The following is a 22,611-nucleotide window of genomic DNA, read 5'->3' on the forward strand; positions in this document are numbered from 1 at the left end:
GAGGCATGAAACAAAGCGGCTTCGGCAAAGAAAACGGCTTTGACTCCATCGCCATGTACACCCGCCGCAAAGCCGTCGTCTGGGACCTCTCCACCGAACGCGACCTCCCCTACACCGACAACTAACCCAGCAATTACCTCCGCGTCAAAAAGAAAAATGGGAACGCGCATATGAACAAAGGGAATACGGTTATGAACGATCAAGCACAGACTCCGACCCTCCGGCTGAAGGGTCGCCGGGTCCTTGTTACCGGCGCCGCTTCCGGGATTGGACGGAGCACGGCCGAACTCTTCGCACGCGAAGGTGCAGCGGTTGCTCTTCTGGACCGTGACAAAGGAAAACTCCAGGCAGTTGCCGAGCAGATCGGTGGCTGGGCTTTCCCGGTGGACATTACCGATGACGAGGCAGTCGCCAGTTCAATCGCCGAAGCTGCGGCAACGATGAGCGGGATAGATGGCGTTGTCAACGCAGCAGGCATCATGTTCCGTGGGCGTGCGATCGACGTGTCGGCTCCGGACTGGCGGAAGGTGATCGAGATCAATCTCACCGGCACATACAACGTAGTGCGCGGCTGTATCCCCTGGCTGTTACAGGAACCCTCAGCAACAGTAGTCACGATCGCCTCAGCGGCCGGCCTGCTGCCGAACGCGGCCGAATACACCGCATACGCCGCCTCAAAAGGCGGAGTCGTGGCACTCACCAAGGCCCTGGCGGCCGAACTCGCACCAACAATCCGGGTGAACACCGTCTGTCCAGGCATGGTCGACACAGCCATGGCCGACGGACACAGAGGAAACGTCGGAAACTACGCACTCAACCGCCTCGCCGACCCGGTCGAAATCGCCCGCAGCATACTCTTCCTCACCAGCCAGGAATCCTCCTACATCACCGGAACAGCCCTGGCAGTCGACGGAGGTAGAACCTTCCACTAAGCACCAAGCAGGGTATCTCCGTTTTGATACCCTGCTCGATCAACGTCATCGACGAGATGATCGCCTTGTCCTACCTTGCGCGGGCCACGCCACATAGTCGGCGAAAGACATCAGTTCCCGCTTCCGCTCATTTTAGTCGAGCGGTTTCACGAACGTGCGGAAGTCTCCGCGTTCTGAGTGGAGACGCCACAGCTTTTCTGCAATTGAATTTGGCTCGTGGTCAGGGTCGCCACCGCCGATGCCCAGCGGGATAATGAGCTGGCCGACGTAAATTCCTTCCGGAGCCAAGGCTTCGTGGAGGAGTTGTGCATACGCGCTCTCGCCGGCAAAGGCGATGGACGTGCCCGCGACCACTCCACGCGGCCTAATAGCGCTCGAGCCGTTGACAAAGAGGATTGAGCCGCCGCCGAGTGCCCGCATGCCTGGGATAACCTCTCGGGCAGCGGTTGCAGGTCCGTAAATTGACATTTCTACCGGTCCTACGAGATCTTCAGCGGTGGTTTCGAGGACCGGACGCATGAATTCCTTTGCGGGCACAGGACTGTACTGCAGTACCTCGATGGGTCCGAGATGCTCGGATGCCTGGTTTAGGGCGGATTGCAGGGATGCAGTGTCCCTGACGTCAGCGGCAAAGCCCTGCGCAGTGATGCCTTCAGTGCGAAGCACAGAAACGAGGCTCTCCAGATTGTTAGTATTGCGGGCGATCAGCGCGACAGGGTGACCCTCCCGGCCGAAACGATGCGCCGTGGCAAGGCCGAGGCCCTTGCCGGCGCCAATGATTGCAACAGAGTTCATGGCGAAAGTGCTCCTTTGAGTTGGGTGTCCGGGGTAGATCCTGGGCGAAAGTTGTTGCGGGCGGGGATGAGGAATCCGAATCTGAGCTGGTGCCTGGGTAGCGCGCAGATCGAGATGCTGTCACGGGCGCAGGAGTACCTTGATGGCACGGCGCTCGTCCATGGCCTTGTATCCATCGGCAGCCTCATCGAGGGGGAGTTCGAGGTCGAAGACCTTGCCCGGGTTGATCACTCCACGAAGAATGAGGTCGATCAGTTCTGGAACGTAGTCCCGGACAGGGGCAGGTCCGCCGTGCAGGTGGACGTGGGAGAAGAACATCTCCAGGCCCGGCAGTTCGACGTCGTGGGCGACTCCCACGAAGCCGACGTGGCCGCCGGCGCGGGTGGACCGGATGGCCTGCATCATCGATTCCTGCGTGCCCACGGCCTCAAGGACTGAGTGGGCCCCTAGTCCGCCGGTGAGTTCCTTGATCTTCGCGACGCCCTCATCGCCGCGTTCCTCGACAATGTCCGTGGCACCGAACTCGCGGGCCAGCGCTTGCCGGTCGGCGTTCCGGGACATGGCGATTATGCGCTCGGCGCCCATCTGCTTGGCTGCAAGGACCCCGAGAAGCCCGACGGCGCCGTCGCCCACCACGGCGACGGTCTTGCCCGGCCCGACTTCGGCGGCTTTGGCGGCGAACCATCCGGTTCCCAGGACGTCGGAGGCCGCCAGCAGCGACGGAACTTTGTCGGCGTCGGGCATTTCCGGGGTAGCCACCAGGGTGCCGTCGGCGAGGGGGATCCGCATGAACTCAGCCTGTGCACCGCCCACGCCCTGGCGGTGGACGCACCCGCTCTGGTAGCCGGAGAGGCAGATCTCGCACGTGTTGTCCGAGGCTATGAAGGAACCGACCACAAACTGACCCACCTGGACGTCCTTTACGTCGGCGCCGACCTCTTCGACGATGCCCACATACTCGTGGCCCATAGCCGCCGGTTCGGATAGGCTGTCTGCGCCGCGGTAGGGCCAGAGGTCGGACCCGCAGACGCACGCGGCCACAAGTTTAATGACAGCATCGGTAGGTTCCTGGATGGTGGGCTTGTCACGATCCTCGACGCGGACGTCGCCTGGGGCATGCATGATAGTTGCGCGCATCGTTCGGTGCTCCGTCTTGTGGATGACTAAAAGGGGCCATCCCCATGAAACCGGCTGCCGACAAACCTAGCGAGGGGTCTGCTGAAACGGGTTATGGCAGACCCTCCCTAGGCATCCCGGATTCATCGTAAAGTCGCCCTATGGATAACCGAGCCGAGGTACGAGAGTTCCTCTCCACGCGCCGCGGGCGCATCACGCCAGAGCAGGCGGGCATCGAACTGTACGGCGGCCGGCGAAGGGTACCGGGACTGCGGCGGGACGAAGTTGCCCGCCTGGCCGGTGTCAGTGTGGACTACTACACCCGCCTCGAGCGCGGAAACCTCACCGGCGTCTCAGACAGCGTCCTCGACGCGGTCGCCAGGGCGCTGGAACTCGACCAGGCCGAACACGAACACCTCTATAACCTCGCTAGGGCAGCGAACACATCCGATAGGAAACGCGCTACGGGTACCCCGGCTCCAGATGTAAAGCCCGTTTTGCAACATCTTCTGGATGCGATCACCGGCGCGCCTGCCTTCATCGGGAACAACCGGATGGACATCGTCGCCGCTAACACATTGGGTTTTGCTTTGTACGCCGACATGTACCGCGGCACCGCCCGGCCCGCCAACCACTCGCGCTTCATCTTTCTAGATCCCCGCGCGCATGACTTCTATCCCGACTGGGACCGCGCTGCCAACGTAAATGTCGCAATTCTTCGCCGCGAGGCCGGTCGAAACCCGCACGACAGGGGCATCGCCGAGCTCGTGGGAGAGCTGTCCATGCGGAGCGATGAATTCCGCACGCGGTGGGCGACGCACAACGTACGGCGGCATTACTCGGGAGCAAAGGCTTTCCATCATTCTGTGGTCGGGCCGCTCGAACTGAATTACCAGGCTATGGAACTCGAAGACAATCCGGGACACACCCTGACTGTCTATCCCGCTATACCGGGCAGCCCCTCCGAGGAAGCACTGAAGCTCCTCGCCTCGTGGGCCGCGACAGAGAACATCGGCGGGTTCGCTCGAAACCCACGTATGCAGGGTATAAGGCCCCAATAAGCCGATCATAGGGGAGGGCCGGACGAAGGAGCGCCGAAGCTCCGTCGCCATCGACAGTAAGTCGTGACCATCCTCGCGCGGTTTCCAGCGGCGCCAGGGTTTGGGGATCTGCGCACACTGCACCTAATCCCCGTTGAAGCGTCTACCCGGACATGGGGGGGGTCTGCCATAACCCGTTTCACCAGTGCTCTCGCTACGAGCTTCCACGGCGGGTTGGATTGGACATTGAACCGGCTGGTACTCAGCGACCGGGCATCAGCTTGTACTCGCGGCCGTCATTCGGCCCTTCGGAGCTGTTCCGCGTCGACGAGCATCTCAACGCATTACCCGGCAACGAAATGTCTAAATCAAGGAGCAATATCATGGCATTGCACGAAGACGGCCTCACATTTTCCACCGCCCCTGAAGTGACACGTACGTCTGTCCGCTACCAGAACCGGTACGGGATCGAGATCGCCGCTGACCTCTACCTTCCAAAAGGGCTCGATGAGTCAGCCAAGCACTCAGCCATCGTTATCGGTCCGCCCTACGGCGGTGTCAAGGAGCAAGGGCCTGGAGTGTACGGCAACGAACTGGCACGTCGCGGCTTCATCGCCGTCGCGTTCGACCCCTCCTACAACGGTGAGAGTGGCGGCGAACCCCGCCATGTGTCGTCACCGGACATCTTCGCCGAGGACTTCAGCGCAGGGGTCGACTACCTCGGCACCCTGCCGTACGTCGACCGCGAGCGGATCGGCGCTATCGGCATCTGCGGCAGCGGAGGATTCGCACTAAGCGCGGCTCAGGTGGACCCGCGCATCAAGGCCGTCGCAACGTCCGCGATGTATGACATCAGCCGAGTCTCCCGCAACGGATGGCTAGACTCACAAAGCGATGAGGAGCGTCGCACCGGGTTCGAAGTCATAGCAGCACAACGCTGGGCAGACGTGGACGCGAGTGAGCCGGCGCTGACGCCGGTTTTCCCTGACGAGTTCAAGCCGGAGTCTCTTGACCCCGTCACTGCCGAGTTCCACGAGTATTACGTCACAGACCGGGGCCGGCACCCTCGCTCCATCGGTGGTTTCACTGTCACAAGCAGCCTGTCCCACATCAACATGGGAGCCCTTGCCCACCTGAAGGACATCACCCCGCGACCAATCCTGCTCATCACGGGAGAGCACGCACATTCGCGCTACTTCAGCGACACGGTATATGAGCAAGCTGCAGAGCCAAAGGAACTCATCGTGGTCCCCGGGGCACGGCACATCGACCTCTACGATCGCACGGATCTCATCCCTTTCGACAGGCTGGAGGACTTCTTCACTAAAGGCCTGAATTCGGGCAATCGTCCGAACGGGGAGTTGGCACGTGCCCGGGGATAATCCCAACCTGGGCGCTGCAGGCAGCGGCTTGCCGGGCTGGCACCCAGTGTTTCGCGTCCTGAGGCAGGTACAGCGGATGGGTGTCGTTTCCATGACCGTCGTGCTCGCCGCCGCACTCTCCGGGTGCACTGGGGGCACGGCGGAAAACGCCCGGGCAGGCGCGCAAACCCCGCCTGCCCGTACACCATCAACTGATTCCACCCCATCAGCTACCTCACCCGCTCCTGCCGGGATCACGAAGCCGATCATCATAGAACTTGGAGATCAGCACATTGCGGGTGAACTGGATGACAGCGCGGCCTCAGCATCGCTCATCGACCAACTGCCCCTCACCCTGTCTTTCCGCGACTACGGCGGTCAGGAAAAAGTCGCAGAGCTTCCTGCACCTCTGAACCTCGACGGCGCCCCAAACGGCAGTGACGCTGCACCACTGACCATCGGCTACTACGTCCCCGACCAGCGGCTCATCCTCTACTACGAAGAAGTTGGCTACCACGCGGGGATAGTGCCCATCGGAACCTATGAAAAGGCAGACGCCGTCCAAGGCCAGACGAGCGAATTCACGGTCACCATCCGTCAAGCGGGATAACGCCTACCCGCCCTCGTCTGCAGCACTCAGCACCTTCCGGGAGTCCCCACAGCGTCAGCGCTTCCGGCTGCTCCAGCGCCACAACAGCTCGCTCAAACCTTCATGATCCAAGGAGAAAGCATGAACTTCAGGTATAGGACCGCCCTGCTGACGGTCAGTGTCAGCGCTGCAGCACTCCTAACGTCATGCACTACTGATCCCGCCGAATCTAGCCCACCACCCTCCGCCCCACCCTCGTCAGGTCCATCAGCCCCTGCCCTGCCTGACAGCTCGGCGCCGCAACCAGGCCAGGCAGGAGCGGGCTCCCCGCCGGTGACAATCGCCACTGGTTTGGAGGCTCCCTGGTCTGTGGTGCTCTAGGAAGGAGCAACGCTCGTCAGCGAGCGGGACAGCGCCCGCATTCTCGAAATCATTGACGGTGGAGAGGCACGAGTCGTGGGAACGATCGAGGGTGTAGCCAGTGCAGGCGAAGGGGGGCTGCTTGGACTGGCCATGGGCGATGAACAGAGGCTGTACGTGTACTCCACCGCCTCGGATGGGAACCGTATTCAAAGGTTCACCCTCCGTGGGTCGCCCGGATCATTGGGACTTGGAGAAGCTGAGACCATAGTCGAGAGCATCCCGTCGGCCAGTTATCACGATGGAGGAAGAATCGCTTTCGGCCCGGACGGTAAGCTTTATGCGACCGTAGGCGACGCCGGGCAACGGGACAACGCGCAGGACCTGGCTTCGCTCGGCGGAAAAATCCTCAGGATGCAGGCGGACGGTGCTGTTCCGGAGGATAACCCTTTTCCGGGCTCTCTCGTCTACAGCTACGGCCACCGAAATCCCCAGGGACTCACTTGGGATGACAGCGGGACGATGTTCGCCACAGAGTTTGGACAGAACACTTGGGACGAACTGAACATCATTACGCCCGGGTCCAACTACGGCTGGCCCATGGTGGAAGGCATCGCTAAGTCTGCAGGTTTCACCGACCCCGTCCAACAGTGGGAACCCAGCGTCGCCAGCCCCAGCGGCATGACCCACTTGAACGGGACGCTCTTTATCGCCAACCTTCGCGGGAGGGTATTGCGCGCTGTCCCCGTAGCTGATCCCGGCACCTCGAGGGACTATTACACCGACGAATATGGGCGTATCCGCGATGTCATCGCGGGACCCGAGGGAACCCTCTGGATACTCACCAGCAACACAGATGGACGTGGCAGGCCAACCCCAGAGGACGATCGGCTGCTGAGCGTCAGTCCAGTCATGCAGTGAGATCAACGACTCAAGTGGCGTTTTTTTGTTGAGGGGCACTGGCAGTACCAGTCACAGCAGGAACTCCCACTGACTAGAAGGCCTGTGATTTGCTCGAAAAGACGAAGAAGTCCATCAAGATGCGAAACCGATTATCACGAGGATGAATACGATGAGCACGAAATTCAAAGGAAGCGACAACACTGATTCAGAAACCTGGGCGCAGGGTGTATCCCGCCGGAAGCTGATCAAGCTGACAGGCGCAGGGGCAGCGGCCATCGGGCTTTCCAGCGCAGCGGGGCTGGCAGGAGCCGGGCCGGCATTCGCCGCGCCGGCTGCTTCAAACAACAACCTGGAACCGGGCGACACTTCCAACGGGGCTGACAACTTCTACACCAGCGACGAAGTCACCGTGAAGAGGATCTCGTTCAAGAACAAGTACGAGATGAAGGTCGTCGGCAACTTGTTCATCCCCAACAACCTGAACCGGGGGACCACGCACCCGGCACTGGTGGTTGGCCATCCCATGGGGGCCGTGAAGGAACAGAGCGCCAACCTCTACGCCACCAAGATGGCCGAACAGGGATACGTCACGCTCTCCTTCGACCTTTCGTTCTGGGGTGAAAGCGCCGGCAAGCCCGGAAACTCCGTACTGCCCGACGTTTACGCTGAAGACTTCAGCGCCGCCGTCGACTACCTACGGGCCCAGGCCTTCGTTGACAAGGAACGCGTCGGGGCCATCGGGATCTGCGGCAGCGGCAGCTTCGTGATCAGCGCGGCCAAGATCGACCCCCGGATCAAGGCGATCGCCACGGTCAGCATGTACGACATGGGCGCCGCCAACCGCGACGGGCTCAACAAATCCGTAACCCTGGAACAGCGCAAGGCCTTCATCGCGCAGGCCGCTGCCCAGCGGGACGTCGAGTTCGCCGGCGGCGCAATCGAGTACACCGGCGGAACACCCGAAGAACTCACAGCAGAATCCACTGCGGTGGACCGGGAGTTCTACGACTTCTACCGCACGGCACGCGGATACCACCCGAACACCACCACCCATCCAGCCCTCGCCACAAACACCAAGTTCATAAACTTCCACCCGTTCAACGACCTGGACCTGCTCTCCCCGCGGCCGCTGCTGTTCATCACCGGTGACCAGGCACACTCGAGGGAGTTCAGCGAAGAGGCCTACAGGCTCGCCACCGGACCGAAGGAACTCTTTTGGGTCCCCGGCGCCGGCCACGTCGACCTGTACGACCGTGTCGGCCTCATCCCCTTCGACAAGCTGACGGACTTCTTCCGCGCACAGCTTTAGCCAGGCCGGGGAGCCCGCGCACTCCCTTGTGCGCGGGCTCCCCTCACCCTCCGCCAGTCTTCAATTCGATATTCGTGGCGATCAAGGGTTGCAGTCTGGGGGCGCGGCGGCGACCATGGACAAAGTTGGAGTCTGCGGGGTGCTTACGGCAGTGCCCTAACACACGAGGTGACCGTCCATGGCGCGACCAGTGGGCCGATTAATCAGGAGGGCTCGTCCGTTCCTGCGTTCTCTAGCGTGTGGTATCTGCTTCGGCATCGCCGGGCTGATCTGGTCCTTGCCACGTTTTCGGACGCGCCGGCTGAAACGGGCGGCAACGTGCGGGATTTGCGCGTCGCACATGAGGATGCGCAACGTGGCCGTGTTCCTGGCCGCGGCGCTACTCCTCGCCGGGGCCGCTGCGCGCACGTTCGAGTCGACGTCACCGCGCGTCGTTTGTCACAGTCACATCACCCCGGACGGGCAAGTCCAACCGGAGCCGTACCTTGAGATCTCACCTCCTGTCGCATGGAGCACCACTCGCAACTTCTTGGTTGCCCCCATCAGCGGAGTCGGAGTTCTGGCCGGCCGGGTCATGGGCATGGAGTCGTGCTCCGGACCTCCGCTGCTGGTAATGTTCTGGCCGCCTCCCCGGACAAGCGGAGGCGGAAGCACCCTGGGTAACGTATTCGTCGCGTGGATGCCCCCCGGCGAAAGGCCCGCGGGACCCTTGAGCATCAACGGGTACGGGACCGAGGGTGAGCGCGTCTACATCAGATATGGACCCAACATTTCGCAAGCCCGATCTGAAGAGGAGGAACTCGGGTATCACGAGTCGCGGCACGTGGATCAATGGGCTGTTGCGAACTTGTTGGCGGGCCCGATAGCCTTCCCGGCCGCCTATTTTGCCAATGACGCAATCTTTCCCGCGTCGCGCAATCACTTTGAGCGGGACGCAGGCCTGTCCCGGGGTGGGTATCCGCCCGCGCCGGACAATTGGCCAGCCCCTAAATCGGCCGAGACTGCGATCCTTGCCGTGCTCGGTCTAATCATTCTCCGGCGGCGGTTGCGGTGGGCTGTCCGTGTAATTCGGCGCGGCCAAGGGCAGCGGACGGCACACGCTGCCGGTGCGTGTCCCGTCCATACTCGCGGGTGGAATCCCTTGGCCAGCGGTCCGCTTCGCTAATGTCCGTCGGCACGTTGCCAGCTGCGGCCTGGATGAGTCCGTATAACTCGCCCCCGGGTCAGCGAGATGTCTGAGCCTGCCGACGTCGGTGATGCGCTGTGGCAATGGAGATCGGCGTGACGTCCATGTCTAAGCCGGTTGGCGCGCACAGGAGAGACTCTTAGGGGATGATAACGCCTTTCCCACTGCTCTGGCGGTCGAACCATTCGTAGGCTTCGACTGCCTGGCTGAGCTTCCACCGATCAGTGAATAGGGCATCGACGTTGACGCCGCGGTCGAGGACAAAGTCTGCCAGCCGCCCCATCTGCTCCGTGGAGAGTGTCCAGGAAGTCTTGGCCGTTACTTGCTTCGAAAGCAGTTCTGTCATGTCGACCTGAAGCGGGGCGCCACGCCCGACCCAGCACACGGTACTCCAGAGGCCGAGCACCTGAAGCGCCTGATTCGTAGCAACCGGTGCACCTGATGTCTCGAGGCTCTTCGTCACGCCGCGGCCGTTGGTGAGGTCGAGTACTGCCTCGCGGACGGAGCCGACCTCGAGCGGATTGATGACCTCGGCTGCGCCGAACTCGCGCGAACGTTCCAGCCGGTGCGGTTCGATGTCGAGCGCGATGACCTTAGCTCCGAGCGCGGTGGCCAATTGGGTAGCGGAGAGACCCACCGGACCTTGCCCGAAGATGGCGATGGTGTCGTCGCCGCGCAAATTGATCATTTCGAGTGCGCCCCATGCGGTTCCCGTCCCACAGCTGATGGCGGCGGCCGCCTCGAACGACAGACCCTCAGGCAACGGCATAACAATCGCGAACGGCACCTTGATGTAGTTGGCGTGCCCTCCGTTCACGGCGTATCCGAGCGCGCGATGCTCCTCACGGCACAGGTGGGTCCAACCCGTCCGGCATTGGTCGCAGCGCCCACAACCGATGTAGTGGTGAATCATCACCGAGCGCCCGATCCACGACGCCGGCACCAGATCGCCGACGGCCACGACCACGCCAGCGGGTTCATGGCCGGCGATGGCTTTGGGGGTGTGGCCCTGCGGCTTTCGGTACTCGTGCAGGTCTGATCCGCACATTCCCGACGCGCGGACTTCGACGACGACCTCGTCGGGTCCCGGAGTTGGGTCCGGAAACTCCCGCAATTCGAGTTTGCGGTCTCCCTTGAATAGAACTCCTTGCATGGGATTCTCCTTGATGTAGAAAGTAAAACGAGCATGGTTAGTGGCTCACGCCATCGGCGGCGTGTGCGAATAGGGGTCGAACAGCATTCGAGGGACAGTGAGGAAAGGACAGGTTGCCTACTGCAGTGAATCGGCGAGTTCCTTCGGGATTCCGATCGATTTCAGCTCGATGTACGCGTCGATGCCTTCGGGGCCGAACTCCCGGCCGATTCCACTCTGCTTGACTCCGCCCATCGGGGCGCGGAAACCCGCCGGATTCCCGTTCAGTTCCACCGTTCCGGTTTGCATCCGGCCAGCTACGCGCAACCCGCGCTCGATGTCCGTTGTGAAGACTGACCCGTTGAGCCCATAGTCGGAGTTGTTGGCGATGGCGATCGCTTCGTCCTCGTTTTGGTACGGGATGACCGATACCACTGGTCCGAAGATTTCCTCCTGGGCAATGGTGGCGTCCGGGTCGACGCCGGTGAACACCGTCGGCTCAACGAACCACCCCTTATCCAGTCCGGAAGGACGCCCCCCGCCCCGAACGAGCCGGGCGCCTTCCGCGATGCCGGATGCGATGTATCCCTCAACCCGCTGACGCTGACGGGCGCTTACGAGGGGGCCGATCTGAGTGGCCGGGTCCCGCGGGTCGCCGACCGGCATCGTGTCGATCATTGCGCCGAGCCGGTCGAGGAACTCGTCTTCAAGCTGCGAGGGCACCAGGAGTCGGGTCTTGAGGCTGCATACCTGTCCACTATTTCTGAAGGATCCGATGCGCAGGGCTGACACAGCGGCATCCATGTCGGCATCGTCGAGGATGATGGCGGCCGACTTGCCTCCGAGCTCTAGCGTCACCCGTCGCAGGTCATGAGCGGAGACTTCCGCGATCCGCCGACCGGCGACGCTCGAACCGGTGAACGTCACCTTGTTCACACCGGGGTGCGAAACCAGGTACTCGCTGACCTCCCGGTCGGCCGGCACAACGTTCACAACCCCCGGCGGCAAACCGGCCTCTGATAGCAATCGAGCCAGGAAGTAGGCGTCCAGCGGAGTCTCTGGCGCCGGCTTGAGTACAACGGTGCAGCCGGCCAGCAGCGCCGGCACGATCTTCTGCGCAGTCAGCGAGGCGGGTACGTTCCACGGCACCACAGCCGCCACTACACCCACCGGCGCACGCGTGATGAGAGCCTGGCCGTTCGCCGAACGGCGCACCGTACGGAAGGGGTATGTCTCCGCGGTCTCGAGGTACGCGTCGAGGATGCCAATGGGATTGACGACTTGAATATTGCGGGACTGCGTGATGGGGCAGCCCATCTCAGCCGTAATAAGCTGCGCGAGCTCCTCGCTGCGCTCAACGAGGAGCTCGCGCAACCGTTTCAGGATCGCCACCCGTTCTGCGAGGGACATTGATGGCCACGGCCCAACGTCAAGGGCCCGACGAGCGGCAGCCACCGCTCGGTCGACGTCCTCGCGGGAGCCCGAAGGCACCGTAGCGATAACGTCCTCGCTCCACGGTGAGACCACCTCGATACGCTCACGTGTTGCTGGTGCTACCCAATCACCCCCGATAAATAATGAATCGTGGTTTGTCATCAAATTGGTAGCCATTGGAAGCCCTCCGGATAGTAAGCGGGTGTAGTGCGTCTCTTGGGGGAAAATCGGGGTCAAGTTATGGCCAGGACCATGCCCAGGTGCCCAGGTGCCCAGGTGCCTATCGTGCAGTCAGGTCTGGCGAGTCCGGAGCGGTGGGCGCCCCAGCGGCAACGTTAGTGTCACCGGACGAGTCGCTCGCACTGTTCTCGGGGTCGCCGAGCAAAGAGTGGCGCAGGCTCACATAGCGTGTTTCCGGGGTGAGCAGGAATCCTACCAAGCCCAGTGTCAGTGCGAGTCCGATTGCGTAGAAGGCTGGGGCGACGGGGGTACCGAATTGAGTCACGAGGGCTGTAGCGACGAGCGGCGTCGTTCCTCCGAAGATGGCAGCTGCGAGGTTGAAGGCCAGCCCGTGACCGGCGTATCGCACGTTCGTCGGGAAGACCTCGACCGCGATGACGAAGAACGCCGAGTTGATGAGAGCAACGCCTATCGCCAGGAGGCACTGTCCGAGGAGGGCCCCGATCACGGTGCCGTTCGAAGCCAGTGCAAATGCCGGATATGCCATCAATACCAGCCAGATGAATCCCGCAGCGAGCACGGGTTTGCGTCCTACCCGGTCGCTGACGCTGCCGAAGACAGGCCCGAGGCAGGCCAGGAGCAGGACTGAAGCTCCGGTGGTCAGCTGCGCTTGAAACTGCGAAAGGTGGCCGTGTGTCACCACGAAAGTGAACATGTATCCGATAAGCAGGTAGGCTGCTGCTGTCTGCGGAGCCTGGAGCAGAAGAATGCGGCCGATCGACTTCCACGACTTGGCGAGGCCGCGCATTGTGTCCTTGACCGTGACCTTCTCAACTGCCGCCGCGGCTTTGAACTCCTCGGGGTCATCGAGGCGCAGCCTCAGCCAGAAGCCGACGGCCGCGATGACTCCGCCGATGACGAATGGCACGCGCCATCCCCAGTCCATGTAGGCGGAGTCTCCCATTGCGCCGCTAATGCCTACGATCATCAGCGACAGGAACGCGGTCGGGAAGTAGAGCGCAAAAATAACGATACCGATCCACTTCCCGCGCTTGTTGTCGGGGGCGGATTCGATGACGTAGGTGTAGCCGCCGGACGACTCACCGCCCAGTGACAGGCCCTGTACGAGGCGGCAGATCACGAGCAGGATCGGCGCAGCAATGCCGATCGCCGCGTACGAGGGGAGCAACCCGGTTAGCAGTGTGGCGCCGCCCATCATCAGGACCGTCAGGGAGAGAATACGCATACGGCCCAGACGATCGCCGAGGATGCCGAAAAGTACGCCCCCCAGCGGCCGGGCGAAGAACGCAGCGGCGAAGACCGCAAACGTGGCCAGCAGCGCCGCGGCCGGATCGCCCTTTGGAAAAAAATGAATCGCAAGCGCCGGTGCAGTCAGTGCGTACACCGAGAAATCGAAAATCTCCACGACGCTGCCGATGGCGCCGCCCATGAGTCTCTGATGTGGGCGAACTTCGGTCTTAGGTTTTTTCATGGTACGTCTCCTCTTTGAGTGCCTGCATGATGATGCCGTAGTAGGAATTTGGTGGTTGCGGGAGCAAGTAAGGGGTCGCAGGACCCCTTCAGGTGCCCTCGATGGTCTTGATCAGCTCGTGGCGTCTGCCCGCGACTCAGGTGTGCGCGTGGCCCCGCGGGTCACTGAACCTCTGAGCTACCTGGCCCCGGTCATCGGTCAGTGACGTGGGCGCCAATGCCTTGGCTCGGCAGTGGGGTTCAAATAGCATATGCGGAGCCTAAGCTTTGTGTAACTCAGTTCCAGAAATGAGAGTATCCCGTGATGTAGGATTTCGTCAATAGGCTCCGTCGAATCCTGTGGAACGAGGTTCCAGTCCTCTAGGCTGGGAGTGCCGGACGGCTTAGGATTCGGGGGCAGGTCGTGGAGTTATTCCCGCCATCTGTGACGGTTGTCGGGTTCGGCGGGAAGAATTGGTGGATGCAGTATGGAGCAGGCATGAGTGCTGAACTGGAGCGCGGACTCCACGCAATCGAGATGATGAGCCAGGCGCCCAGGGGGCTCACCTTCACTGACATCGCTACGGCCTTAGGGACATCCAAGGGTCCCACGCACAGGCTGCTCGGGGAGCTGACACGTCTGGGATATGCGCGTATCGACGAGTTTGGGCGTTACCATCTGACGCTGAAACTCACGTCTCACGCCCTGCAATACCTCGAACTAATCCCGCTGGTGTCCCTTGCGGGCCCCCTGTTGGAAGATCTTGCCGTGGCCAGCGGGGAGCTCGCTCGTCTGAACCTCGTCGACGGAAACGACCTTGTGCGCGTCAGCAAGGCCCAAGGCAGACAGTCCGGCCTGAAGTACGACCCCCTTCATGTCCATGGCGGAAACATTCCCCTTGCCTCCACCGCAAGCGGCCTGCTCCTGCTTAGCAGCCTCTCCGACGACGAGGCGGCGGTGCGTTTGCAGGCAGAAGGTTTCTCACTTCCGGACGAGTATGGTTCTGCCGCGCCCCGAAGCATCGAAGAGGCCCTGAATATACTGCACAGGGCACGGACAGCTGGATTCCTGTACCTACCCAACATCTTCGAGGAGGGAATTGCCGCCCTCGCCTATCCCATCCGAGCGGCCGGCAGTAGTGATACCGTCGGCGTACTCACCGTGTCCGGACCCAGCTTCCGGTTCACCGAAGAGGCAGCCCAAGGTGTGCTGCCCGTCATGGAGAAAATCTCTGGCGAACTCGGGCGCATACCGGTGGCAGACATGCTCGGATCCTACGTCCCGACTCATGTCGCTAGAGAGCTATGAATTGGTCGTCCAGGCCGGTGCGGAACCGTGTGTCGTTGTAAGGGGCGGTGCGATTAAGGCATGCCCTAGCAGCAGCCGCTAGAACTGAGCCTTCTTAGCCGGGACGACCTTTTGCGATGAAGAACTATGGCCCTCCAAAGCACAGCCTGATGGTTTGCGCGGCCTTCAACAGCGACGGTGCAAACACTCCCTGCGCAAAGCGTCGACGACATCCTGCAGTAAGAGGCCTTCGTCGGCACATGCGCGTGGCACGCCTTTCGCCCTGGCTCACCGGGTTGGCGGCATTGACCAAGAGCCGCGACGGGGAGGATGGTGTATAACTCCTCACAATCTTAATAAAATCCTATTTTCCGAGATAATCTTAAATTCATGCTGCCAGCAGCAAGAAGAGACTCATTGGCCTAATTCCCACGCTGAAAGGGGCCACCTTGGTCACCCGCAAAGCTAACCCCGTCAGAACTCCGGGGATCACCCTGGGCTTAACCCTGCTCTTCGCCTTCGTTGGCGGCGTCGGTGTCGGGAACTTGTACTGGGCCCAGCCGCTTCTGGGTGAGATTGCTGCAGACCTGAACGTCGCGCCAGGCACGGCCGGGCTGCTCGTCACCCTGGCGCAGATCGGTTACGCGCTCGGCGTGTTCTTCGTGGTGCCGCTCGGTGACACCATGCACAGGAAGCGACTGATCCCGGCAATCATGATCTGTTGTTCCTTGTCACTGGCGGGCTGCGTGCTGGCTCCGAGCTTTGCCCTCCTTCTGTCGACTCTTGCCTTGGTTGGCTTCACGAACGTAGCCGGTCAAATGCTGCTGCCTCTCGCGGGAGATCTTGCCACCGATGAACAGCGCGGACGGGTCCTCGGGACGGTGGCTTCCGGGCTTTTATCGGGCATTCTGCTGTCTCGATTGGTCAGCGGTATTGTGGCGGACGTCTTTGGGTGGCGCATGATTTATGTTTTGGCATCGGGGACGATACTCGTACTCGCCGTCATCCTGTGGCGTGCGATTCCAGTCCTCAAGCCTCGGGAGCGGCTACCGTACGGCAGGCTCCTTTTCTCGGTAGTCCAGGTTACTTTTCGGCATCGGCGGGCCAGGGTGATCCCGCTCTTTGGAGCCTCGTTGATGTGCGTTTTCACCGCATTTTGGACTGGGCTTACTTTGCTGCTGTCCGCGCCTCTGTTCTCACTTCCAGCATCACACATTGGCCTGGTGAGCCTGTTCGGGGTCTTAGGAGTCATCGGCGCCCAGTTCACAGGACGGGTGTATGAGCGGGGGTGGGCCGTGCCTGCCATCGGCATTGGGCTGGTTCTTACTTTGGCGGCGGTCGCTCTAGCCGGATTCTGCGGCTCATCCATCGTCGCCGTACTCACTGCCATTTCATTACTGTCCGTCGGCACTCAATCCGTGCTGGTGCTCCTTCAGACGATGATGGTATCTATAGACCCGGCCGCGCGCAGCCGCCTCAACACCGCCCACATCGTCAGCAACTTCATTGGCGGTGCCCTTGGTTCAACGCTGGCAGCTGTGCTGTGGCACGTCGGCCAGTGGACGGCGGTCATGGCTTGCTCGGCACTCGTCCTCGTTTTCGCGCTCACGCTATGGCTCTTTCAAAGAAAGCGGGCTCTCGCGGCAGGGGCGCCCTTCTCCGGCACGGGAGGACCGGCGGCGGACATATCACCGAAGCAACAGAACGCGGAAAGTCGATGTCAGTTCCCAATCGCGTCTCGTCTGGACTAACCGTCGCGGGTCTTCAGTGCTCTGCTTTCGGGGCCGGCGTTCCGACGTCGTCCCTGCGCATTCTTACGACAGCTTCTAGACGTGCTCCGACGTACGATCTCATCTTTGGTTTCATCGGCCGCCTCAACACCCGCGCAAATGGAACCACACCGGGTGACGCTTTAGTCGGTTGAATGCCACCCCGGCGATTCCCGTTTGCTGGGCCGCTGAGCATCAACCATGGGACCGAGGGGCAGTCGCTGTCCAACAGGTTCGGCCCCAACATCTCAGGGACAGAGCCGAAGAATAGGAACTCGGGCGGTGTGCGTGATCTGGGCGAGGTAGGAGCAGCTCACGAGCTTGGCGGGTGCTGGTCCAAGAGGATGCGCAACGGGGCCGTGTTCCTGCAGCGGCGCGGCTCCTCGCCGGGGCCGCTGCGCGCACCTTTGAGTCGACGTCACCGCAGGTCGTTTGCCACAGTCACATCATGCTCGACGAGGAAGTGCAACCGGACCAGTGTCTTGAGATCTCACCTGCGGTCGCGTGGAGTATCACTCGCAACTTCTTGGTAGCGCCCATCAGCGGAGTCCGAGTTCAGACCGGTCTGGTGATGGGTCTGGAGTCGTGCTCCGGGACACCGCCCTGCTCGGGTCAGGGCACGTTGTGCCCTGCGGTTTGGATGAGTCCGTACCACTCGCCCCGGGTGAGCGGGATGTCAGAGCCTGCCGATGCGTCAGTGATGCGCTGTGGGGTGGTAGTCCCAAGCACGACCTGAAAGCCGGCCGGGTGGCGGGTTATCCACGCCGTGGCAATAGCGGTCGGCGTGACGCCATACTTGATGGCAAGCCGGTCGAGTTCGGCGTTGAGCTTTGGAAACCCCCCGGAGCCGAAGAAGACGCCGTCCTGGAATCCTTTTTGGAAGGGTGACCATGCCTGCAGGGTGATTTTGTTGATGCGGGCGTAGTCGACGATGCCGCCGCCGTCACGGCTGATCGAGTCGTCCTCGCCGGTCATGTTCGATGACAGGCCCTGGGCAATGATTGTGGAGTGGGTGAGTGACAGCTGTACCTGGTTCGCGACGATCGGCTGCGTTACTGCGGTCTTGAGCAGGTCGATCTGGCGCGGCGTGTGGTTCGAGACCCCGAATGCGCGGACCTTCCCACTGGATTCCAGGTGGTCAAACGCGCGGGCGACCTCCTCGGGCTCGACGAGCGCGTCGGGTCGGTGCAGCAGCAGCACGTCAATGTAGTCGGTCCCGAGGGCTTCCAGCGACTCTTCGGCGGAGGTGACGATGTGTTCGTAGGAGGAGTCGTAATGCCACTGCTCTGCAACGATACCGGTCTTGGTTTGCAGGGTGATCTGTTCGCGCTCGGTCGTGCTAAGTTTCAGAGCTGAGGCGAATCGCTGCTCACAGGTGTGCCGATGTCCGCCGTACAGGTCGGCGTGATCGAAGAAGTTGACACCGGCATCGCGGGCTGTGGTGTACAACTTACGAATGTCCTCGTCGGAACTGTTCCTGATCCTCATCATGCCCGCCACGATGTTGGGGACCTGGCGGCCTGTTGGTCCCAAGGAAACGGTGCGCATAATCTCCTCCAAGAAGTATCTTCTAATGCATTGCCGGCGGTTTCATTCAGTCAGACACCGTCAGCTGAGGGCCCGGAGTTTTGGTGTTAGTCGGTTTCAGGGCCTGTGCAGAAAGGACAATCGCTTCGGTGGGTGTCTCCCACGCAAACTGTTGCTGACGGGTTGCTAGTCCTGCGCCGAGCTTCATAGGCGTTTAGGTCTTTCTGATTATTGGCCATGGTTGGTCGCTTTCGTCTTCTTGGGGTTGCCGGATCCGACCGGTTGCGAGCACAGTCGGACCCGGCAAGATTGAGTGAAAAGTTGGCGGCGAGGCCGGAAGATACCGACACATGGCCAATCTTCCGGTGGGCAACGATCTGCCCCAGGCGGCCGCTTCTCTGTTGCGGTGTGACTTAGCCAGAAACCGTGATGCGCCGAACGCTTTGTTTCTGGTCGTCCAAGAGAACGAATACGCGGGGTTCGACCCCGTCGGCGGCCAACCAGAAACCTGAGTTGTCCTTCATTACAGCCTCGATGACCCCTCGTCGAATGTCAGAGCCTGTTCGTCGCACTTCAACGCGTTCGCTTGGCTTCGGCACCCAACCCGGGCTTGTCAGCTGATTGTTAGTTCCTGCGGTGATGAAGCCATCTCTGTCTTCATGCATCTGATCAGGAATCATGATTTCCCCTTGAACTCGTAATGGTTGGTTCACCAGCCCTGTGCCCCCAACCGCTCTGGCGATGTCTCGTGGCCTAAAGCTCTTAAGGCCACCCCAGGCGTGGAACCCGGTTCGTGGAACAGCGGTGTTAGTTGTTGGGTTGCTGGTATAGGCCGGCGGTGCGGGCGCGTTGTGTGGCTAGTTCGATGATGAGGTCGAGGTTGGGGGTTGGGACTTGGACGAGTTCGGCCAGGTCCAGTGGGACGCGGAACAGTCCGTCGATTTCCATGGGCCGTCCGGCCAGCAGGTCTTGGGCGATGCTTTGGAGGTGGCTGGATGTTGCGAGTTTGCTCAGGCCTTTGTCGGGGTCGCCCGGGTCGCATCCGAGGGCGCGGGCGATGGCGATGCCTTCGTCGGCCATTGCTTTGGCGGTGCCGGCGATGGCAGGTTTGTTGAGGACGTCTTTCATGGCCGAGGCGGTGAGGACGCCGAGTGAACCGCCGATGAGGTTCATCACGAGTTTGGTCCAGACCGCGTCACGGATCTTGGGGGTGATGGTGACTTCCAGGCCGCTGGGGTTCAGGAGCGATGCCAGTGTGTCGAGTCTTGCGTCTGGCTGGCCGTCTGGGCGTCCGATGATCAGACGGTTGAGGGCGTTTTCGGCGCGGATGACACCGGGTGCGATGACGGTGCAGGCGGTGTAGGCCACGGCGCCTGCGGCGCGTTCCGGGCCGATGTGGTCCCATAGCGCCCCTGTGGGGTCCAGGCGTTGGAGGCGGGTGCCGTCCAGGGTTCCGCCGTGGGAGTGGAAGTACCACCAGGGGATGCCGTTCATGACGAACAGGACCAGACTGTCGCGGTGGAGCAGGGAAGCGACGTGCTCGGCGATGGTCGGCAGGGCCGGGGCCTTCACCGCGACGATGACGATGTCCTGGGGCCCCAGATCCGCGGGCCGGTCCGTGGCGGCCGGGTGAGAGAGCAGTGTTCCGTCGCGGGTTTCGACCCGCAAACCGTTCTGTTGGATGGCGGCCAGCTGTTCACCGCGGGCGATCAGTGAGACCTCGGCGTCACTGCCTGCGAGCCGCCCGGCGATATGCCCGCCGACGGCCCCTGCCCCATATATGCAGATTTTCATGTTCTCTGTTCCCTGGAGTCGACTACGCGAACTGCTGACGTTTTTGTGTTGCTGCAGTGCTGAGGAAGGTGATGTCGTTCCCTGTGGATACGTAGCTGGCACCGAGTTCGAGGTATTGGCGGATCAGATCCGGCCAACCACCAAGGCCGCCGATTCCCACCGAAACTCCATTCGCCTGGCAGGCCTTAATGACGCGCAGGTAGGCATCGTGGACCTTGGGGTGGTCCATCTGTCCTGCAATCCCAAGCCCGACGCTGAGGTCGTTCGCTCCCACGAGGACCATGTCGAGCCCGTCCACGGCGGCGATTTCTTCGACGGCGTCGAGTCCCGTCTGGGACTCGATCATTGCCACGACCATCGAGGACTCGTCAAGCACCCGGACGACGTCGGCGGGCGGGTACGTCCGGTAGTTCAGCTGCGGGGCGGCGCCAGCGAGGGAGCGTTCCCCAAGGGGCGCGTGCTTTACCGCGCGGACGAGGGCGCGTGCCTGGGCGGCCGATTCCACGTCGGGGACGATGATGCCCATGGCACCGGAATCCATGACCCTGGCGATGAAGGACGGGTCCAGGCCGGGCACGCGGACTAGGGGGGTGACGCCGAGGTGGTTGCAGGCCATGCAGATTTGCCCTGCGGCTTCCAGGGAGAAGCTGCTGTGCTCCATATCAATGTAGATGGAGTCGAAACCTGCGGTGTAGGCGATGGAGGCGATGTCCACGGTCCGCACCAGACGGACGGTCATCGAATATACCGTCTCGCCCCTGGATAGCTTTTCCTTGGCGTGGTTGCGCAGCAGTGGGGCTTCGTTGTTCATGTTCAGTCTCTCCTGATCGACTTGGGTTGTTTCAGCCGAAAAGAGCCGGCAGTGTTTGGGCCTCGTCGTCGAACCCGTACACGGATTTGGTTTCGAGGTATTCTTCGAGTCCGAACCTGCCCATGGAGCGGCCGATGCCTGACTGTTTGTATCCGCCCATGGGCGTGTATGAATCCGTGGCTGCGCCGTTGTAGCTGACCCGCCCGGCACGCAGCCCGTTGACCACACGGCGGCATTTGGCCTCGTCGCCGCCGAAGACGTAGCCACCGAGACCGTAGGGTGAATCGTTAGCGATCCGCAGGGCTTCGTCCTCGTCGCGGTAGGGGATCACGGCCAGGACGGGCCCAAAGATTTCCTCCCGCGCGATCGTCATATCCGGAGTAACCCCGGTGAACACCGTCGGCCGCACGAAAAAGCCCCGATCCAGACCCTCAGGACGCTCCAGACCACCAGTGACAAGACTGGCCCCCTCATCGATACCGGTTTGAATCAGGTCCCTGATTGACTTGTACTGGTCGGCGCTGACAACCGGGCCCATTGTCGTCGAGCTTTCCAGTGGGTCACCGAGGCGGAAGCGCTGCGCTTCGTCGAGGAGGAAGGGGACCACCTGCTCGATCTGGTTTTCGTGCACCAGCATGCGGGTGGGAGCGTGGCAGGATTGACCAGTATTGAAGAAGCTGCGTTGGATGTTCCAGCGGGCGGCTTTTTCGAGGTCTGCGTCGGGCAGCACGATGTTGGCTGACTTTCCACCCAGTTCGAGCGAGACCCGCTTCACTGTTTCTGCGGCGGCGGCCGCTACTTGCTGCCCGGCACCGGTGGACCCGGTGAAGGAGATCATGTCCACGCCCGGGTGGCGGGACAGCGCGTCGCCTACGATTCGGCCGGTCCCGTTGACGAGGTTGAACACACCGGCGGGCACGCCCGCCTCGTGTAGCACCTGGGCAAGAAGGGTGCCGCTGGCTGCGGAGTTGATGCTGGGTTTGGCGACGATGGTGCACCCTGCGGCCAGCCCGTAAATAGTTTTGATGACACCGGTTTGGATGGGCCAGTTCCACGGTGAGGTCAGGGCGCAGACGCCGATCGGCTCGCGTCGAACGATGGCGCCACCGATTCGCGATTCGAAGGGGTACTCGCGCAGGATGTCGCGGGCGACCCGCATGTGTTCTGCAGGGCCCATGACCTGGGCGCGGCTGCTGATGGGGATGCCGACCTCGCGCGCGATCAACTCGGAGAACTCGTCGGTGTACGACTCGTAGACGTCGATGATGCGGTCGATCAGCGCTATGCGTTCGTCCACCGATGTGGTGGAAAAGCTCTCGAACGCACGTCGGGCTGCGGTGACCGCGCGGTCGACGTCCGCTGCGCTTCCCAATGTGACCCTGGCGAAGGCCTCCTCGCGGGTGGGGTCGATGAGCTCCACTTCGCGCGGCTCGATCGGGTCGGTCCATTGACCGTCGATGTACAGGTGCGGGTACTGCTTCATGGTCGCGGTTCTCCTGTGGGTGGTGGTGTGTGGGGTGGGGTTAGCTGCTGTGGGTGTAGCCGCCGTCGCAGGCGATGGTTTGGCCGGTGATGAATGCGGCGGCGGGGGTGGCGAGGAAGAACATGATGCCGA

Annotated in this window: 18 protein-coding genes; 8 read left to right on the top strand and 10 right to left on the bottom strand. The window is 61.8% G+C overall.

Features of this window, described 5'->3' with window-relative positions:
• Nucleotides 1-191: 191 nt before the first annotated feature.
• A complete protein-coding gene (locus J2X42_RS23010; RefSeq protein WP_310168433.1) occupies nucleotides 192-932 on the top strand; it encodes an SDR family NAD(P)-dependent oxidoreductase in 741 nt (246 codons plus the stop codon).
• A 132-nt stretch (nucleotides 933-1,064) separates the two neighbouring features.
• Here J2X42_RS23010 and J2X42_RS23015 read toward each other — a convergent pair whose 3' ends face one another.
• Entirely contained in the window at nucleotides 1,065-1,727 is a 663-nt protein-coding gene (locus J2X42_RS23015) for an SDR family NAD(P)-dependent oxidoreductase (RefSeq protein WP_310168434.1), read from the bottom strand.
• Nucleotides 1,728-1,847: 120 nt separating this feature from the next.
• The gene (locus J2X42_RS23020; RefSeq protein ID WP_310168435.1) at nucleotides 1,848-2,864 is read right to left on the bottom strand and encodes a zinc-dependent alcohol dehydrogenase family protein; all 1,017 of its coding nucleotides are present in this window, start codon (nucleotides 2,862-2,864) and stop codon (nucleotides 1,848-1,850) included.
• 140 nt (nucleotides 2,865-3,004) lie between these two features.
• On the opposite strand from J2X42_RS23020, the gene J2X42_RS23025 reads away from it, so the two are divergent.
• From J2X42_RS23025 to J2X42_RS23045, 5 genes are all read left to right on the top strand, one after another.
• Nucleotides 3,005-3,904, top strand: a complete 900-nt coding sequence (locus J2X42_RS23025; RefSeq protein WP_310168437.1) for a helix-turn-helix transcriptional regulator — start codon at nucleotides 3,005-3,007, stop codon at nucleotides 3,902-3,904.
• Between the two features lie 362 nt (nucleotides 3,905-4,266).
• On the top strand, nucleotides 4,267-5,265 hold the full coding sequence (locus J2X42_RS23030) for an alpha/beta hydrolase (RefSeq protein ID WP_310168439.1): 999 nt from the start codon (nucleotides 4,267-4,269) through the stop codon (nucleotides 5,263-5,265).
• Nucleotides 5,266-5,356: 91 nt separating this feature from the next.
• Complete coding sequence (locus J2X42_RS23035; protein ID WP_310168443.1) at nucleotides 5,357-5,854, top strand: cyclophilin-like fold protein; 498 nt, start codon at nucleotides 5,357-5,359, stop codon at nucleotides 5,852-5,854.
• Between the two features lie 411 nt (nucleotides 5,855-6,265).
• Nucleotides 6,266-7,114, top strand: a complete 849-nt coding sequence (locus J2X42_RS23040) for a PQQ-dependent sugar dehydrogenase (protein WP_396134137.1) — start codon at nucleotides 6,266-6,268, stop codon at nucleotides 7,112-7,114.
• A 151-nt stretch (nucleotides 7,115-7,265) separates the two neighbouring features.
• Nucleotides 7,266-8,405 carry an alpha/beta hydrolase gene (locus J2X42_RS23045; RefSeq protein WP_310168444.1) on the top strand — a complete coding sequence of 380 codons (1,140 nt, stop codon included), beginning with the start codon at nucleotides 7,266-7,268 and terminating at the stop codon, nucleotides 8,403-8,405.
• Between the two features lie 1,325 nt (nucleotides 8,406-9,730).
• On the opposite strand, the gene J2X42_RS23050 is transcribed toward J2X42_RS23045, so the two are convergent.
• The 3 genes from J2X42_RS23050 to J2X42_RS23060 form a co-directional block, all read right to left on the bottom strand.
• On the bottom strand, nucleotides 9,731-10,744 hold the full coding sequence (locus J2X42_RS23050) for a zinc-binding dehydrogenase (RefSeq protein ID WP_310168446.1): 1,014 nt from the start codon (nucleotides 10,742-10,744) through the stop codon (nucleotides 9,731-9,733).
• 117 nt (nucleotides 10,745-10,861) lie between these two features.
• Entirely contained in the window at nucleotides 10,862-12,334 is a 1,473-nt protein-coding gene (locus J2X42_RS23055) for an aldehyde dehydrogenase (RefSeq protein WP_310168448.1), read from the bottom strand.
• Nucleotides 12,335-12,437: 103 nt separating this feature from the next.
• Nucleotides 12,438-13,829 (bottom strand): MFS transporter, encoded by a 1,392-nt coding sequence (locus J2X42_RS23060; RefSeq protein WP_310168449.1) that lies wholly within the window; start codon nucleotides 13,827-13,829, stop codon nucleotides 12,438-12,440.
• 477 nt (nucleotides 13,830-14,306) lie between these two features.
• Between J2X42_RS23060 and J2X42_RS23065 the strand changes: the two genes are divergently transcribed.
• Complete coding sequence (locus J2X42_RS23065; RefSeq protein WP_310168451.1) at nucleotides 14,307-15,116, top strand: helix-turn-helix domain-containing protein; 810 nt, start codon at nucleotides 14,307-14,309, stop codon at nucleotides 15,114-15,116.
• A gap of 428 nt (nucleotides 15,117-15,544) precedes the next feature.
• A complete protein-coding gene (locus tag J2X42_RS23070) occupies nucleotides 15,545-16,846 on the top strand; it encodes an MFS transporter (RefSeq protein WP_310168453.1) in 1,302 nt (433 codons plus the stop codon).
• Nucleotides 16,847-17,476: 630 nt separating this feature from the next.
• Here the strand turns inward: J2X42_RS23070 and J2X42_RS23075 are convergent.
• The 5 genes from J2X42_RS23075 to J2X42_RS23095 form a co-directional block, all read right to left on the bottom strand.
• A complete protein-coding gene (locus tag J2X42_RS23075) occupies nucleotides 17,477-18,412 on the bottom strand; it encodes an aldo/keto reductase (RefSeq protein WP_310168455.1) in 936 nt (311 codons plus the stop codon).
• A 392-nt stretch (nucleotides 18,413-18,804) separates the two neighbouring features.
• Nucleotides 18,805-19,071 (bottom strand): hypothetical protein, encoded by a 267-nt coding sequence (locus J2X42_RS23080; protein ID WP_310168456.1) that lies wholly within the window; start codon nucleotides 19,069-19,071, stop codon nucleotides 18,805-18,807.
• Nucleotides 19,072-19,198: 127 nt separating this feature from the next.
• Nucleotides 19,199-20,185 carry a 2-dehydropantoate 2-reductase gene (locus J2X42_RS23085; protein WP_310168457.1) on the bottom strand — a complete coding sequence of 329 codons (987 nt, stop codon included), beginning with the start codon at nucleotides 20,183-20,185 and terminating at the stop codon, nucleotides 19,199-19,201.
• A gap of 22 nt (nucleotides 20,186-20,207) precedes the next feature.
• Nucleotides 20,208-20,996 carry an aldolase/citrate lyase family protein gene (locus J2X42_RS23090; protein WP_310168458.1) on the bottom strand — a complete coding sequence of 263 codons (789 nt, stop codon included), beginning with the start codon at nucleotides 20,994-20,996 and terminating at the stop codon, nucleotides 20,208-20,210.
• Nucleotides 20,997-21,027: 31 nt separating this feature from the next.
• A complete protein-coding gene (locus J2X42_RS23095; protein WP_310168459.1) occupies nucleotides 21,028-22,479 on the bottom strand; it encodes an aldehyde dehydrogenase family protein in 1,452 nt (483 codons plus the stop codon).
• Nucleotides 22,480-22,611 lie beyond the last annotated feature (132 nt).

It is taken from the genome of Arthrobacter sp. BE255 (assembly GCF_031457335.1).
Lineage (GTDB): Bacteria > Actinomycetota > Actinomycetes > Actinomycetales > Micrococcaceae > Arthrobacter.